Source organism: Reyranella soli, assembly GCF_007992495.1.
Taxonomy (GTDB): domain Bacteria; phylum Pseudomonadota; class Alphaproteobacteria; order Reyranellales; family Reyranellaceae; genus Reyranella; species Reyranella soli.
In genome coordinates, this window is sequence record NZ_BKAJ01000031.1 from 126,183 (window position 1) to 141,867 (window position 15,685).

The following is a 15,685-nucleotide window of genomic DNA, read 5'->3' on the forward strand; positions in this document are numbered from 1 at the left end:
AAAGGCTTCGGCTGGGTCATAAGCTATTTCACCTGCTGTCCCTTAGAGGGCAATATCCCTTCTTCCTCTTGTTCGCAGGTAGAGACAGATGCTCACACGACGCACCATGATCGCCCTCGCGGGCGCGGCGCCGGCGCTCATGGCCACCGGCGCACGTTCGGCCGACAAGGTGCTCAAGGTCGTCCTCGTCAGTGACCTCAAAGGCATCGACCCGGTGTTCAACACCGCGACCTACGCCGCCTATCACGGCTACCTCGTTTACGATCAGCTCTTCGCGCTCGATTCGCGCGGCAAGCCGCAGCCCCAGATGGTCGATACCTGGGAGGTCTCCCCTGACCGCAAGACCTACAAGTTCCGGCTGCGCAGTGGCCTGAAATTCCATGACGGCAGCCCGGTGCGCGCCGCCGACGCCGTCGCCTCGATCCTGCGCTGGAAGGACCGCGATGTCGTCGGCAAGGCCTTGTTCTCGGCCGGCGCCCAGCTCGAGGCGGTGGACGATCTCACCTTCACCTTGGCGCTCCGCGATCCGTTCGGCCTGGTGCTGGAGGCGCTCAGCAAGCCGACGGCGAACGCACTGTTCGTCATGCCGGAGGCGATCGCCAAGACTCCGGCGACGGCGCAGATCTCCAGCGCCGTCGGGTCGGGGCCCTTCATCTTCGTGAGGGAGGAATGGCGGCCCGGCGAGAAGGCGGTCTACGTCCGCAATCCCAACTACGTGCCGCGCAAGGAGAAGCCCGACGGCCTGGCCGGCGGCAAGGTGGCCAAGGTCGACCGGGTCGAGTGGCTGTCGATGCCCGATCCCACCACCGCCATCTCGGCGCTGGGCGCGGGCGAGATCGACTACCTGCAGAACCCGGCGATGGACACCTATCCGGTGATGAAGGCGAACCCGAAGGTCCGCTTCGTCACGGTGGATCCCACTGGCAGCATGGCGTGGATCCGGCCCAATCACCTGCAGCCGCCTTTCGACAATCCCAAGGCGCGCCTGGCGCTGCTGCACACGATCGACCAGACGGCGATCCTGCAGGCGATCGGCACGCCAGCCGAGAACGCCCGGCCGTTCTGCGGGTCGTTCTTCATGTGCGGCACGCCGATGGAGACGTCTGCCGGCACGGCCGGCCTCGAGAAGCCGGACTTCGAGAAGGCCAAGGCCCTCCTGAAGGAGTCGGGCTACGACGGACGGCCGGTCATCTTCATGCAGCCGAGCGATCTCAGCGCCAACTTCAACGCCACGGTCGTGGTCGCCGACGGGATGCGCAAGGCGGGCTTCAAGGTCGACGTCCAGCCCCTGGACTGGGGCACGCTCTCGCAGCGCCGCAACAACAAGGGCCCGGTCGACAAAGGTGGCTGGAACCTGTTCATCACCATCGCCACGGCGCTCGATGCCTCGACGCCGCTCACCAATCCCTATCTCGCCACGCCGTGCCCCAACGACGTCGCGGGCTTCCCCTGCGACGAGGAGCTTCAGCGCCTGCGTCGCAGCTGGTGGGAGAGCACCGACGAAGCCGAACGCGCCAAGCTCGCCGACCGGATACAGGCGCGGGCGTATCAGGTCGTGCCCTACATCAACGGCGGTCAGTGGAAGCAATTCACGGCCGTGCGGACGAATGTCTCGGGCCTGGGCGAGACGACGGTGCCGGTGTTCTGGGAGGTCGCGAAGGAGGGCTGATGTTCCGGTGGAGGCGAGCCACACCCCCTGCGCCGAACGAGCGGGAGCCGGCACGCCCCGAGTTGCCCGGCCTGCTGGGGGCACAGTTTCGCATATTCGCCAACGCACCTTCATTGTCCGTGGTCGATGCCGGAGCGCACCACGGTCAAACGACGGCCGAGTACCTAAGATACTTCCCGGGCAGTCATGTCATCGCCCTCGAGCCCGACCCGGAGAATTTTGCCATCGCTCGGCAGATCCTGGCGCCGTTCGGCGATCGCGTTGAACTCCTGTCCTGCGCGCTGGCGGAGACCGACGGCAGCGTCTCCCTCCGCCGCACCTCGCATAGCGGCGCGCACTCGCTGCTCGAGGTCGGCGACATGCGCTACTACGATGCACCGGTCGAGGCGCTGGCGCCGATCGAGGTTCAGGCGGTCTCGCTCGATTCGCTTTGCGCCGCCCACCGGCTCGACCGGCTGGATATCCTCAAAATGGACATCCAGGGCGCGGAGCTGTTGGCATTGCGCGGCGCCAGCAGCCTCCTTGCTCGTCAGGCGATAGGCCTGATTGCGCTGGAAGTTCTCTTCCAGCCGCTATACCGCAACCAGCCGACCTTCTGGGACATCGCCGACCATCTCCGCTCGCGAGGCTATGCGCTCCAGGGTATCCACGACCAGCGACACCATGCAGTCAATCACGCCGTGCTGCGCTGGGCCGATGCCGTGTTCGTGGCCCCGAGGCTTCTCGCTCTCTAGGCACATCAGCGTTCCAGAACTGTCACAATGACCATGTAGGCGATCATCAGGCCGAGGACGGTCCATAGCACCAGCCCCTGGCGATAGAAGATGTTCGTGGCCAGCCGGTATTCGGCGTAGCGCACCGCTATCGCCGGATCCATGAGGATCTCCGTGTTCTTGCGGAGATCGAAGTCGCGGAATTCGCGGGCAATGGCGTGGTTGCCGAGAGTGGCAAGGCCGGAGCACATCAGCGCGCACGCCGCCAGCGTGACGATGGCGCCGATCATTTCGAGATTGCCATCTTGTTCGTCTCCCTCTCTGTCGCACGACCGAGGCTGATGGGCGGTGGATCAATGCGAAGCCTTTCGATTTCGTGCCGCGCCGCTGCATGCTCGATCGTGTCGGGGGCGGCGATCTCGGCCGCTTGCCTCCACAATCGGCCGGCCTCGGCACGGTCGTGGTCGTATGACCATATGCCGAGCTGGAACAGCGCTTCGGCGCGACGCTCGGGATTGTCCGCAGCCGCCAGGACCTCACTCGGGCACAGCTTGCCATCGTGAAGCGCGATCAAAGGACCTGGCCAGACGGTCACAGGATCGACTCTCGGTTGGACGGAGCGACCGAGCCGCCGCAGCGACGTCAGGAAATAGAGCTGCATGTAGGGATCGGCGGGATTTCTTCCGATGGCACTCTCCAGCTCGACCAGCGCCATGTCGTAGTTTGCCAGCCGCAGAGCCACGCAGGCGCGCACGTCATGGCGCTCCCGCGGCAACAGCTCCAGCTGCCGCAACCAGTCGGCATCGGCCTCCGCGACGCGATCCAGTGCCAAGAGCACGAAGGCGCGGCTGCTGAGTGCTTCGGGATCTTGTGGGCGGCTGGCGACGGCCTGGTCGAGGGTCTGCAAAGCCTCGCGATGACGACCCAACGCAGCCAGGGCTTCGCCTCGTGCGACGAGAAGGCCGCTTTCCTGCGGCGCCCGTTTCAGGGCTTCGTCATAGTCGAGAAGCGCAAGCCGGGGGCGTCGGGTCGTCAGGTAGGCATGACCGCGCGCCACATAAGGAAAGATTCCTTTGTTAGACGCTCCGGCCCTCAGTACCTTGGTATATCCATCGATTTCGGCCACGGACGTGGTTCGATGGCGCGTGAAGAAGGGGCGGTCCGGCATTCCGCGCCTGATCAGCTGGCGCCTCCGTCTTGCCGACTCATATTCGGCGCGGGCGGCGTCCCGCTGTCCCAGGCGATCCAGGATGCTGCCGTGCTCTTCCACGGCGTGGAAAGCTGTGGGCTGCGCCGCCACGAGTTCGGCGAGCCGCCGCTCGGATGCTTCGAGCGGATCGGTACGGACTCGTACGATTGTCCGCAGGTACCGGAGCTCGGGATCGGTTCCCCGCTCGGGGCTCGGGCGCCAGTTGCCGCCCACCATCGCGATTATCTTATGCCAAGCGTCCAAGGCCGCCTGAGAGGCCGCTATGGCATTCGTTAGCGTCTGAAGCCTCGACACGTCCAAGCACCTGGCTGAGTGCATTACGTCGATGCAGCAAGTTTGTTCCCAAACCGTGGTATAATTGTGCCGTTGACACTGAACCCGGCGACTATTGCAACGCACACCATGACGAAGCGGTTCTGGTTCTGGCCGATCTACGGGTTGGCGTTGCTGGGGCTGGTTGTGGTTGGGGCGGAGTACGTTGCTTCCTGGTCCGCTCCGTCCTGGCCGGCCCGCGAGCTGAGGCCCATTCCCCTCGATGCGCTGACGGTCAACGTGAAGACGGTGTTTGCCGACACTCCCGAACTGGTTCCGGCCTACAACGATTGGGCGATGCGCGACCGTCCGCGTTCGATCGCCCGTCCGCCCGACGTGCAATTCCGCGCCGCGCTGGTGGGAGACAGCTTCCTCGAGGGCTACTACATACCGGCGCCGCTGGCCGAGCTCGTCGAGCGCCGCTGGGTTGCCAGAGGTCTGGCCGGCATGGAAGCGATCAACCTGGCGGTCGCTGCGACCGGTCCCCGGCAGTACTATGGGCGGATCAGGAAGGTGGCGCTTGCCCTCGGCCCCGATGTCGTTGCGGTTTTCGTCTACGCCGGCAACGACATGATGGACCGGCCGTTCGATCCCTTCTCGCTGCCGCCCCTGATCGACGAATTGCCGACGCCATCGGTCCTGGGCTCTGTCGCACCGCGCACGACCTGGCTGCTCGCCAACCGTCTGCGCCTTTCCGAGATCGGCCGGGCAAACAAGGACATACCGGGCGAGGAGGCTCTGCTCAGCGAATGGATGCATCAGCCGGCGGCCGAGCCTGTTGCCAATGTCGCGCGACATATGCGGCTGAACTACTTCCCGAAGCTCAGTGAAAAGACGATCAGCGAAATCCTCCTGCGCGGCGATGGCCGCCTGCACGATGCAGCGCGCAATCGCCGGCACGATCGGGAGTTTCTCGGCGGCTGGCTGCTGTCCGGCATCATCGATTGGGAGACGGGCGACTGGCCAGTCCCGCGCAATGCCGACGAGGCTCGGCAGATGGCCGGCGACACGAGGGTGGGCGAGACGCTCAGCTGGCTGCAGGCGATGGATCGGCTGGTCGCCGCCAACGGCAAGCGACTGCTGGTCGCCCTGATCCCTGTCGGCACTGTCGACCCGGACTATGTCGAGTTCTGGCGCCCGTGGCCGCGCTACTATTCGTATTCGTTGAGCGCCGATGCGCGTCATCGCCGGCTGGCGGAGGCGCTGCGACAGAGCGGGCTGCAGGTCGTGGACTTGCGCGAGGTCCTTGACGGTGCGCGTGGAACCTATCGTCTGACCGACGGCCATTGGACCGACCGCGGCACGCAGTCGTCCGCCGGGAGAATCGCGGACGCGCTGCTGTCTGCGCGGGAGCGGCTGATTGCCGGACCTGCGCCGGTCCGCCCTCTCGCCCGGTGAACGATGCGCATGAAAGGGCTCATCCGGGATCCGCCACGGCTCTTCGAGGGAGCCTCGTGCGAACGCCTACCGTTGCCCAGTCGGTTTCTGCAGGCGGTCATGCCGTGGACCGGCCGACGCCCTTTGCTCACGGTGACGACGCCCCGCGGACGCTGGAACAACGCCGTCGCGCTGGAACTGGAGGGGGACCGGCTGCGCAACTGGGCGGCCGATGACGGCCTGCTGGTGGCGTGCCGGGTCCGCGTTCGTGAGGGGCGGCTTGGCATCGGTTTGACGAAGGAGGACGGCTCGACCTACGCCTCCCGGGAACGGACGCTTCCGGCCGATCCGGGGATCCAGCATCCGCGCATCTGGGTCGATGAGCCGTCGGACGCCCGCTTTCTGGTGTTTCGCAATGTCGATCCCGAGGGACGGCCCACCCGCTTCGACGTCTTCGATCTCCTGGCCGATCGGCTGCCGGGTGAAGGCAGTTTCACCGCCTCGTGGTCGCAACCGTCGGCCAGGGCTATCGACGTGCGGGAGCTCGGCCGCCTTGTCGTCTGGGCGCGCCATGCATGGGACGATCCTTTCCCCGCAGCTGCGATCAACGGCGGTCAGGCGGGCTCGATCGACATCGTCGACGTGGCGGATCTGCCCGCGCTCTACGGCCAACCCTTGCCCCCGGCCTGGCCGCCCGGCCAGGACAAGCCGCTCGACCGTTGGAAGATGGAGACCGACGACGCGCCGATTTTCGAATTCTTGTGGCGGCTGCGACGGCCTCGCCGACACCTCGAGTTCGGTACTTGGGAAGGTTTTGGCGCGGCGCTGGTCGGCCAAAGCACCGACGCCGAGATCTGGACCATCAACCTGCCGCAGGGAGAAGCCGGCGGTGACGGCGAATCGCTCTACGCCCAGTCGGATGCAGGCAGCAGCATTGGCTGGCGCTATAGGTCGGTGGGTCTCGGGTCGCGCGTGCATCAGCTTCTGTGCGACAGTCGTGACTTCAGGACCGGCGACTTCGCCGGCGATTTCTTCGACACGGTCCTGATCGACGGCGGACACACGCCGGATCTCGTCGCGAACGACACCGACAAGGCGCTGAGCGTGCTCCGTCCCGGAGGCCTCTGCGTCTGGCACGACTTCTGTCCAGACCCGGAGGCGCTGTCGCGCAACCTGGCGCCGCTCGGCGTCGTGCAGGCGCTCGTTGAGAATTTCGAACGCTGGCGGCCGCTGTTCGACCGCCTGTATTGGATCCGCAAGAGCTGGATCCTCGTTGGCGAACGGAAACCCAGATGAAGCGCGATCGCGTTGAAACGATGATTCCCGGCCGGGATCCGATCGAGCTGGTCGCGTACTACGAGGAATTCCGCGACTACTATCCCTACTGTGAGCTGGAGACGAAGCGGTGGTTCGTCGAGCACGTGCGCGCCGACTGGTGGATCTTCGATATCGGCGCCAATGTCGGCTACTACACGGTCCTGTTTTCGCAGCTGGCGCCGGCAGGCCGCGTGCTCGCCTTCGAGCCGACTGCCACGGCGGAGATGCTGCGCAAAAATCTTCGGCACAACCGGGTTGGCAATGCCGAGGTCCACGAGGTCGCCCTGGCGGCGACGACGGGCGAGCGCGAGGACCGGATCTTTCGCCTGTGGGGGACGGAGGGCGAGGTCAGGACCTACCCCTTCTACGCGCTCGATGATTTCATCGCGAAGCATGGCATAGAACGCGTCGACTGCCTGAAGATCGACGTCGACAGCTTCGACTTCGAGGTCCTGCGGGGCGCCGAGCGCACCCTGGCCGAGCGCAATCCCGTCGTTGTCGTCGAGCTCAATCATGCGCTGGGCCTGCGCAACCAGGGCGTCGGCGAGGCGCTGGCGTGGCTGGCCCGCCGCGGCTATCGCCAGGCCCTGGTCCTGGACAACGACAATTTCGTGCTGCAGCGAGTGGCCAACGGCGCATCCGGCGGCCGGGCGGACAGCGGCGGCGCGGCCGACCTGAAGTTGGTCTTTCCGCCGCCGCTCCGCTTCGACGAAGCCATGCGGCCCTCGGCCGGAGAGCCGCTGGCAGGCTCCTTCATCGTCAAGGCCGAGGTTCAGGAGGGCGTCGTTGTCGCCCGGCGCGAAGGCGGGAGCACGCTCATCTCCCGGGCGATGGGCCTGCTGCGGCGGGAGGGCGGCCTCGGCTTCCGCGACATTGTCGATGTGGTCCTGGAGACGCGCGCGGTGGCCTGGAGCTACGCGCTCGTTCTCGGCCTCGCTCCGGACACGGCGTCGGGCGTCGTTACCGTCGAAGTCGGCGTCGAGGTCGTGGACGGCAAGCTCGGTATCGCCCTCGCCGGCGCCGACCTGTCGAGCTTCTGTGCACCGGAGCGCACGCTCGCCGCCATGCCTCTCAGCCAGCGCATCGTCGTCGCGGCAAGGAGCGCCGATCTGCGTCACCTCGTTTTCCGCAACGCCGCGCCGGATGGCGTCCGGACCCGGTTCAAGGTCGTGAGTATCGCGGCGCGACTGGGTACCTGACGCATCGCCGTCATCACCTGCGATAGAGGGCTTGATGGCTGGTTGCGGTCGTACCGCCATTCTAACTTCGTCGGGCGCAATCGAAGCGAAGGGTGACCCTCAGCGGCCCTGCCCGCCATTTGGGGGTGGAGGGCAGGGCCTGACCGTCCGCCGCAGGGTCTTGGGCTTTGGGGACGACGAACGGGTCGACATTTCTAGCTATCTCCAAATTGGGTGAAATCATAACAAGGCTGACCGCCCGTATGATTTCGACGACCCACGATGGGTCCCGCAACTCTTGTCGCCGCAACGACGGCGCCTTCTTATCGTGTGCGTGAGGATTGGGGCCGTTAGGGGTATCAAGGGTCTAGGGGACTTGAACGGCCGAATCTTCCGGGGGGCGATGCGGAAAAGAAGGTCTGCATCGCCCTTTCCGGATTCGCGTCCCCGGCCATCGAGTGCTCCACGCGCAATGAGACATGACGACTCGCGAGCGTCGTACCACCTACAGCATTGCCGAGGCGGCACTCGTCCTCGATGTGCCACTGGCGGCTGTGCAGGATGCGATCGGCCGCGGGATGATCCGCGCCGTCATGGTCGGCAAGGCGATCCGCGTGCCTGTCGATGAAATCAAGAGGATGCTGGTGAACTCCGCTCGGCACGCCGAAGATCTGCAACGCAGCCGATGACGGACAGCTGGGCTCACGGAACGTCGCGTCTGGTCGCGGAAAACCCAGTGTATCCGTTGGTTCGGTCGGCCAAAGTTCGCGCTCGCAAGTGTGACGGCGCTTGCGTGCGCTCCGACCAGTCGTCAGCAGACGGGGGCCGACGATGACGCTTTGGGACTCTTTCTGGTCGCACTTTTCTTCCTCCGACATTTTCTGGACCGCGATCTGGTGGCTGGCGCTCTGCGGCGTCGTTGCGTGGCTGGCGCACGCCAAAGGCCAGCATCGGATCGCCTTTTTTGCCATTGCGTTCTTCTTCAGCCCGGTCGTCGGCCTGCTGGCCGTCATGGCGGCGCGCGACTTGCACAGCGTTACGGACGCGCAGGAGGCCAGGGAGGAATTCCGCCAGCTGTTGGGCCCGCTGATGCTTCAGATCGATGGTATCCGCGGACATCTGGCTGTCTCCAGCCAGCCGCCGAAAGTGACGCCGGCGCCGGCGCCTTCCGCTGCGCCGCCCAGGAAGGTCGCCGTCACGCCGCCGCCATCGGAGACGACAGGCCCGAGAACCGAGCCGGCATTGGTCAACGGCGCGTCGCCTTCGTGACCGATCGGCAGCCCCGATCGCCGTGGACGCCTACGCCGATCCGCTTCGGCTTCCTGTGCTCATGGCTCGGCACCGGCATTGCAGTGGCGTTGATCGGCGCGGCGCTCTTCCTGCCGATCGATGTCGACGCAAGCGGCGCAGACTACATCCTCGTTAAGGTGATGTTGCTGGTGGCGCCGGCGATCGTCGCCCTCGTCCTGGGCTGGGGCATCCGCTACTTGCTGGCCGTGCTGCGCTGGTAGTTCGCCACGAACTCTGCGCTGCGCGATGCGGCTGTTATCGCATCAGCCAGCCCTGCCCGTGAGCGCTCGTGAAGTCGAGCTGCACTATCAGGTCGTTGTAGTCGTGGTCGCCCAGCCCGAAAGTGTCCTCCCAAGCCCAGGTGTTGAGACCCTGGTTGATCATATGGACCGCGGGCTGGCCGTTGACCTGCTCGTTGGCATGGGCGAACGCCCAGAAGAAGGCGCCGGTGGTGACGTTGTCCAGGCGCATGGCGATGATGTCGTTGGCGTCGACGCCCTTCAACAGCACCTCGCCGAACTGGCCGTAGCCCGGCCCCGAGATGGCGGTGCGGCCGTCGGTGGTCTGGTAGGCGCGGCTGGCCACCAGCGCGGCATAGTCGGCATGGCCCGGCGCCTTGCCGTCGATCGTGCCGCTGTAGTCGTCGACCCTGTATAAGGTGAGCTGCAGGGAATTCTCGCCGCCCTGGCGCATGCGCACGACGGCGAGCTCGTTGTTGGCGCCGCCCACGGTCTCGGCGATCGAGACGGCGCGCGAGACATGCACGGCATCGCCGCCGGCGAAGAAATCGACGAATCCGAACGGATTGCTCATGCTCGCCTGCAGGGCGTGGCCGGTCAGGCCGTCGATGCTGACGCCGACCGACTGGCCAGCCGCGGCGCTGTGGTAACCCACCGAGCCCTGGCCCTGCTTGTCGAACAGCAGTACCAGGCCGGGATCGAAATCGGACTGCAACGACTGCTGGGCCAGCCGCGCCGTCCAGGCATAGGGCGCGGTCATCGCGCTCGACAGCAGGGTCGTGCCGTTTCCGACATGCATGCCGACCGTGGCATCGCCGTCATGCGAGAAGGTCTGGAAGAGCAGCGCTTCGTTCGTCCCGGCAAGCCAGCCGCCGCTGCCGTCGCTGTCGAGCATCGCCGGGCTGGTGCTGTACGAGACCTGCTGGTGGGCGATCGCCGTCAGCGCCCGCGCCAGCAACAGGCCATTGGGCGAACCGAGCCCACTCGTCAGGTCGAAGCCCGGATGGGCGGTATATCCAAGGCCCGTCGGCACCTCGAAGAGCCCGAGCCCGGGGTTGAAGTAATCGGTCTGGTAGGCCGTGGTGTAGAAGCCGTTGATGTTGTTGCCGAGCAGGATGTCGTTGAACGAGGCGGGCGCGATCACGTCGGCGATGTAGAGCAGGTCGGTGTAATAGCCGAGCTTGGGCAGGCCCTGGTCCTTGAAGATGACGTTGAACTGCGTCGTGAGCGAGGCCCAGAGCGGCGAGGCGGCGCTGGTGCCGCCGTTGGAAGCGATAAGGCCGGCGTGGTGGTCTCCGTTTACATAATCGTGGTTCAGCGTGGCGTACTTGGCGTCGCCGGAGGAAAGCGCCGTGACGTCGGGGATGGCGCGGCCGCTCAAGCCGAGCCCGAAGGCCGTCTGATAGTTGGGCGGGGCCATGATATCGCTGACGCCGCCTGAACCGGTGAGATGCGCGCCATAGTCGGCTTCGAGGACGGGGACTTTCTTCACTTTCCCCGACGTCGTCGGCACATCGTGCGCCTCGCCCGGCGTGACGGTCAGCGCCTGCCACACCGTCTCGAACATCTTGGTCAGCTGCTTGGCGGCGCCTTCGGGTCCCGGTGCCGCCGCCGAAAGGTGGCTGGGCAGCGTCTTCAGGCCGGCCGCGACCATGCCGTAGACGGTCCCCCGATCGTTGTGCAGCGCCAGCTGCACCAGGCTCTGGACCTCGGGGCTGACCGGCGTGTTCAAGGTGGGATCGGCGAGCGCACTCGACAGCGTCGCGATGGAGGTGCCGCCGACCAGGATGGTGTAGGGCGAGGAGTGGCCGCTGGTGACGTTCGCGTTGCCGTTGGCGATGGCGGCGCTGGCGCCCTCGTCGCCGCCGGCCATGTGCACCGTGACGTTGGCCAGCACGCCGTCGATCATGAGCTGCTGGAACGCCCACCGGAACGGCGAGCCGGCCGTCGACTGGCCGATGATGGGGAACGACGAGGACAGCACGCCGGGTCGGTCGGCGTCGAAGAAGATCTGCTGATAGGCGTTGTACGGCGTGCCCTTCAGGTCGGAGTACATCCGGATGGTGCTGTTGGGCACGGCGCCCGCGACCACCGAGATGTCGAGGGTGAGCTCGCCGCTGGCGGAACCGCCGAGGTTGGCGCCCGAGACGTATTGCAGCGTCCCCGGGGCCAGGTTCACCGCGTGACGGTACTCGTTGTAGCTGCTCGTCAGCTTCGCCGTGTCGCCATAGACGGTCTCGACCAGCGCCACCGGATCAGTGGCGACGTTGGTCGGCAGCGGGAAATTGTAGCTCGCCGCGATCGCGGCCGGCGTCGCCACCACCTTGGCCTGGTCGGCGGCATTGCCGATGCCCTGCGGACCCAGCTGCGGCGCGACGAGGGTGCTGGCCGTGACCAGCGGATTGGTCAGCGCGGCGCCGCGCTCGATCCACAGGCCCTTGATCGCCGCGGCCGAGGAAGCCGAGATGGCGTCGTTGAAGGCGAGGTTGCCGATCCAGGCGAGGGTCGTGCCCTCCGTATCGGGATTCGAGATCTCGACTGGCACCGCGTTGAACAGCGCAGTGAACTGGTCGCGATCGAGGGTCAGCCAGATGGTGCGATCTTCGGGCGTGGAGATGTAGCCGGCCGCAGTGGCCGTCGCGAGAGGATCGATGCTGCCGGGGACGACGCCCAGCGCGGTCTGGATCTGGCCTTTGACCGTATTGTAGGTCGCAACGTCGGCGCCGTAGGTCGCCCATAGCGCCGCCTGGTCGGGGAACGCTGCCTGCGCCGCCTGCCGCTGCCCCCAGGTGCCGCCCAGCAGGTCGTCCAGCTGGAACGGCGGCGCGGCGCGGTCGAGCATCAGCCCGACGGTGATCTGCGTGTCGGCCCTCGCCACGGAGAGGGTCGAGGCGGTCGCGCCGTACTGGAAAAGGTCGAGAATGACCTGGTCGGCGGCCTTTATGACCCGGAGGTCCGTGGACAAGGTCGCAGCAGCCACCGTCTGGTACTGCTGGTCCGTGTACTGTCCCGCGCCGTAGGAATCGAGAAAGGTCGAATTGTTGATGACCGTGGGCATGGCGGCGCACCTCTGATCATCTCTGGTAGCCCGGCGGCAGGCGCACGATCAATGCGTTGCCACTGCAATAATCTGTGTTTCTCGGTCTAGGCCTCGGGCTGCTCGGCGAGCCACTTGCGGGCGGCGTCGATCGACAGGAAGCCCTTGGCCGGCCGGCCACCCTTGCCGAGGTTCATGAGCCGGTCGACCAGTTCCAGGGAAAACTCGGGGGCGGGAACGAGCGCCAGGGCGCCGCGCGGGCCGTACGTCTCATAGGCGGAAAGGCGGGCACCCAGAGCCATGACGTCGGCGTCGTTATAGGTGCCGTAGGCGGTACGGCCGTCGATCAGCTTGCGATAAGACAGCCCGTTCTGCCCGACCACGGCATCGCAGAAGTCCTCGATGTCCTTCAGGACGAGGTGGCCATCGAACTTGGCTTCGACATAGCGGGCCTTGTGGTCGATCGTGAAGTGTATGGGCATGCGGTCTCCGCTCCTGTGGCCGTGCCGCTTCATTTTGCCGGCTGCGTCCCGTGTGTGCCAACGGCAAACACGGGAACCGGCTGGTCGAGTCCCTTGATGTCCAGTGCCTCGAGCGCGACGAGGGGAATCGCTGCACCGATCGCCTGGGCGGCGACGATGTCCACCAGGATCTGGTTGTCCTGTGCGCTGTCGCACAGGCGCGAGGCGAGGTTCACCACATTGCCGACGGCGGTGTAGTCGAGTCGTCCTTCCGAGCCGATGCCCCCGACTGTCGCGGGCCCCATGGCGATACCGACGCCGAATCCCAGCCGGCCCTCCAGCGCGCGCCAGCCGGCCAAGAGCTCCTGCACGTCCCTCTGCATGTCGCCCGCCATGGCGACGGCGCGCAGCGCCGGATCGGGAATCGAGACCGGTGCGTTCAGCAGCACCATGGCGCCGTCGCCGGAGAAGCGGATCAGCGTTCCCTCGTAGGCATTCACGGCCCTTTCCAGCACCTCGTAGTAGCGGCGCAGCACCATGATGACGGTGTCGGTGTCGGCGCGCACCGAGAAGGCGGTGAACCCGCGGAGGTCGCAGAACACGACGACGAGCTCGACGCGCCTTCCGTCGAGCACGCTGTCGTCGCCGGTGCGGTCGACCAGCTCGGCCACCTGCGGCGCCAGGAAGCGCTTCAGCCGGTCGATGCGCTGCGAGCGTTCCTGCGAAAGCGACAGTTCGGCCGCCATCTCGTTGAAGCGGCTCGCCAGCCGCTCGAACTCGTCGCCGGTCTTGAGCTCGATGCGATGGTCGAACTGCCCGGCGCCGATGCGCGTGACGCCGTCTTCCAGCAAACGGATGGGGCCGATCATGCGCTGGGCCAGCCACCACGCCAGCCCGGCGGCCAGCAGGGCGCCGCCCACGAGTAGCGCCGCGGTGCGCAGCAGCGCCCCGTAGAGCGGCCCGAAGGCCTCGGCCAGCGGCTGCTTGACGATGACGCTCCAGTCGACGCTCGGGATCGGCGCCATCGCCGCCAGCACCGTCTCGCCCGCGACGTCGCGGCCGGTCGCAGCCTCGCCGGGCCGGTCGAGGATGGCGCCGCGCAGGGCTTGGAACGGTCGCTGGCCCGCTTCGTCGGCGCGCAGCACCAGGTTGATGTCGGGATGGGCAATCAGGCGTCCCGGGCCGTCCAGGACGAAGGCGTCGCCGGTGCGCCCCACCTTGATCCCGGAGATCACCTCCCAGATGAGCTTGAGGTTGACCTCGGCGATCGCCACGCCGACCGACGAGCGATTGCCGGCGACCGCGATCATCATGAAAGGCTCCGAGCCGTCCTGGAACCTGACCGGCCCGAACCACGCGCCGTTGGCCCGCGCGCCCTGCACCGCCGGCCTGAGCGAGAGATCGGCGCGGCTGTCGATCCGGTTCAGCCCGATGCGCGACACGAACAGCCGTTCGCGGCCCTGGGCGTCGACCAGGGTCAGGCTCTCGACGGCGGGGACCTGGCGCAGTAGGCCGAGCGCGTCGAGCCGGTGCCGCTCGCCGCTCTCCTCCGACCACGGCAGCTGCACGGTCCAGCCGAGCTGCTCGCGGATGCCGTCGAGGAAGTCGTCGATCTTCACCGCCGCCAGGCGGGCTTCCGCGTTCAGGATGTCGTTCAGACGCGCCCGCTCGTCGCGATAGCCCAGCCAGGCCTCGCTGCCACCGGCGATCAGCAGCGGCGCCACGACCGCCGCGAAAAGCGTGGCGAAGTATTTCCGGAACAGCGACGTGCGGCGCGGGCCGGCGCCCCGCTTCATTCGATGACCTGGTCGGCGCTGGTCAGCAGCGAGAGCGGGACCGTGATGCCGAGGTCGGCGGCGGCCTTGAGGTTGATGAACAGCTCGACCTTGGTGACCCGCTGCACCGGCAGCTCCGAGGCCTTCTCGCCCTTCAGGATGCGGCCGGCCTGGCGTCCGGCCTGGCGGTGCGACTGGCTGAAGTCGCCGCCGTAGCTCATCAGTCCGCCGGCGAGCGGGAAGTCGCGCGATTGCGTGATCGCCGCCACCTTGTGGCGCACAGCGAGCGCGGCAAGCTGCTGGCTGCGGTAGGCGAAGTAGGGATCGGAGCTGAAGACCAGTCCGCCGGCGCCTTCGTCCCGCGTCGCGGTGAACATGGCGTCGAACTCCGCTTCGGCGCTGGCCTTCAGCACGATCAGCTCCACGCCGAGGCTTAGCGCCGCGGCCTGCAGGTTCTTCAGTTGCGTATCGGAGGTCGGACTCCTTGGATTGAGGGCGACGGCGAACCGGCCGGCGGTCGGCCGCACCTCGCGCATGAACTCCAGCCGCTTGCGCGAGACCTCGACGCTGAGGCTAGACACGCCGGTGAGATTGCCGCCGGGCCGCGACAGGCTCTCCACGACGCCGAGCGCGACGGGATCGCCGCCCATCTCGAACACGATGGGGATCTTCGCCGTCGCCGATTTTGCCGCCAGCGCGACCTCGGCGCCGCCGGGCGCCACGATGACGGTCAGCGGAAGGCTCCCCAGTTCCTTGGCCAGCGCCGGCAGTCGGTTGTACTGGCCATCGGCCCAACGGTAGTCGATGGCGACCGTGCGCCCTTCGGCGTAGCCCGCGTCGGCCAAGCCTTCGCGGAAGGCAGCGAGGCGACTGGCGTAACGCTCCGGCGATTCCGAGCCGAGATAGCCGATGACCGGCAGGCCCTGAGCGCGGACCGACGCCGTCCAGCTCGCACCGCCGGCGAGCGCGATGAAGCCACGACGCCCCAGGCGACGGGTGGTGTCGGCAAAGGTGCCGCGTAGGAAACGCAACGTCGTCTCTCCTGCCCCACTGCAGCATAGCCTTCCCGCATGGCTTGCGGAACCGGACGACTAAGACCCACCTGTT

14 protein-coding genes are annotated in these 15,685 nt (G+C 66.8%); 8 read left to right on the forward strand and 6 right to left on the reverse strand.

From position 1 onward, the window contains the following. Nucleotides 1-88: 88 nt before the first annotated feature. Together RSO01_RS08880 and RSO01_RS08885 are read left to right on the forward strand one after the other, a co-directional pair. On the forward strand, nucleotides 89-1,669 hold the full coding sequence (locus tag RSO01_RS08880; protein ID WP_218037285.1) for an ABC transporter substrate-binding protein: 1,581 nt from the start codon (nucleotides 89-91) through the stop codon (nucleotides 1,667-1,669). A 62-nt stretch (nucleotides 1,670-1,731) separates the two neighbouring features. Next, nucleotides 1,732-2,403 (forward strand): FkbM family methyltransferase, encoded by a 672-nt coding sequence (locus RSO01_RS08885; RefSeq protein ID WP_170302945.1) that lies wholly within the window; start codon nucleotides 1,732-1,734, stop codon nucleotides 2,401-2,403. Nucleotides 2,404-2,408: 5 nt separating this feature from the next. On the opposite strand, the gene RSO01_RS08890 is transcribed toward RSO01_RS08885, so the two are convergent. After that, the gene (locus RSO01_RS08890; protein ID WP_147148307.1) at nucleotides 2,409-2,672 is read right to left on the reverse strand and encodes a hypothetical protein; all 264 of its coding nucleotides are present in this window, start codon (nucleotides 2,670-2,672) and stop codon (nucleotides 2,409-2,411) included. Further along, complete coding sequence (locus RSO01_RS47160; protein ID WP_170302946.1) at nucleotides 2,669-3,808, reverse strand: tetratricopeptide repeat protein; 1,140 nt, start codon at nucleotides 3,806-3,808, stop codon at nucleotides 2,669-2,671. Before RSO01_RS47160 ends, RSO01_RS08890 begins: the two co-directional genes overlap by 4 nt. 96 nt (nucleotides 3,809-3,904) lie before the next feature. Between RSO01_RS47160 and RSO01_RS08900 the strand changes: the two genes are divergently transcribed. From RSO01_RS08900 to RSO01_RS08925, 6 genes are all read left to right on the forward strand, one after another. Further along, nucleotides 3,905-5,302 carry an alginate O-acetyltransferase AlgX-related protein gene (locus RSO01_RS08900; RefSeq protein ID WP_147148309.1) on the forward strand — a complete coding sequence of 466 codons (1,398 nt, stop codon included), beginning with the start codon at nucleotides 3,905-3,907 and terminating at the stop codon, nucleotides 5,300-5,302. A 99-nt stretch (nucleotides 5,303-5,401) separates the two neighbouring features. Continuing rightward, nucleotides 5,402-6,577, forward strand: coding sequence for a class I SAM-dependent methyltransferase (locus RSO01_RS08905; protein ID WP_170302947.1), 1,176 nt, complete (start codon nucleotides 5,402-5,404; stop codon nucleotides 6,575-6,577). Then, nucleotides 6,574-7,797, forward strand: a complete 1,224-nt coding sequence (locus RSO01_RS08910; protein ID WP_147148313.1) for an FkbM family methyltransferase — start codon at nucleotides 6,574-6,576, stop codon at nucleotides 7,795-7,797. Before RSO01_RS08905 ends, RSO01_RS08910 begins: the two co-directional genes overlap by 4 nt. A 458-nt stretch (nucleotides 7,798-8,255) precedes the next feature. Then, nucleotides 8,256-8,465, forward strand: coding sequence for a helix-turn-helix domain-containing protein (locus RSO01_RS08915; RefSeq protein WP_147148315.1), 210 nt, complete (start codon nucleotides 8,256-8,258; stop codon nucleotides 8,463-8,465). 142 nt (nucleotides 8,466-8,607) lie between these two features. Further along, entirely contained in the window at nucleotides 8,608-9,045 is a 438-nt protein-coding gene (locus RSO01_RS08920; RefSeq protein ID WP_147148319.1) for a hypothetical protein, read from the forward strand. Then, nucleotides 9,042-9,287, forward strand: coding sequence for a hypothetical protein (locus RSO01_RS08925; protein WP_147148321.1), 246 nt, complete (start codon nucleotides 9,042-9,044; stop codon nucleotides 9,285-9,287). Before RSO01_RS08920 ends, RSO01_RS08925 begins: the two co-directional genes overlap by 4 nt. 34 nt (nucleotides 9,288-9,321) lie before the next feature. Here the strand turns inward: RSO01_RS08925 and RSO01_RS08930 are convergent, their stop codons facing one another. The 4 genes from RSO01_RS08930 to RSO01_RS08945 all read right to left on the reverse strand — a co-directional run bounded on the left by RSO01_RS08930 (nucleotide 9,322) and on the right by RSO01_RS08945 (nucleotide 15,567). Continuing rightward, a complete protein-coding gene (locus RSO01_RS08930; RefSeq protein WP_147148324.1) occupies nucleotides 9,322-12,363 on the reverse strand; it encodes a DUF4114 domain-containing protein in 3,042 nt (1,013 codons plus the stop codon). Between the two features lie 86 nt (nucleotides 12,364-12,449). Beyond that, on the reverse strand, nucleotides 12,450-12,824 hold the full coding sequence (locus RSO01_RS08935; RefSeq protein WP_147148326.1) for a hypothetical protein: 375 nt from the start codon (nucleotides 12,822-12,824) through the stop codon (nucleotides 12,450-12,452). 29 nt (nucleotides 12,825-12,853) lie between these two features. Continuing rightward, nucleotides 12,854-14,599: a cache domain-containing protein gene (locus tag RSO01_RS08940; RefSeq protein ID WP_147148328.1), complete on the reverse strand. Its 1,746-nt coding sequence runs from the start codon at nucleotides 14,597-14,599 to the stop codon at nucleotides 12,854-12,856. Beyond that, nucleotides 14,596-15,567, reverse strand: coding sequence for an ABC transporter substrate-binding protein (locus RSO01_RS08945; RefSeq protein ID WP_147148522.1), 972 nt, complete (start codon nucleotides 15,565-15,567; stop codon nucleotides 14,596-14,598). Before RSO01_RS08945 ends, RSO01_RS08940 begins: the two co-directional genes overlap by 4 nt. Between the last annotated feature and the right edge of the window lie 118 nt (nucleotides 15,568-15,685).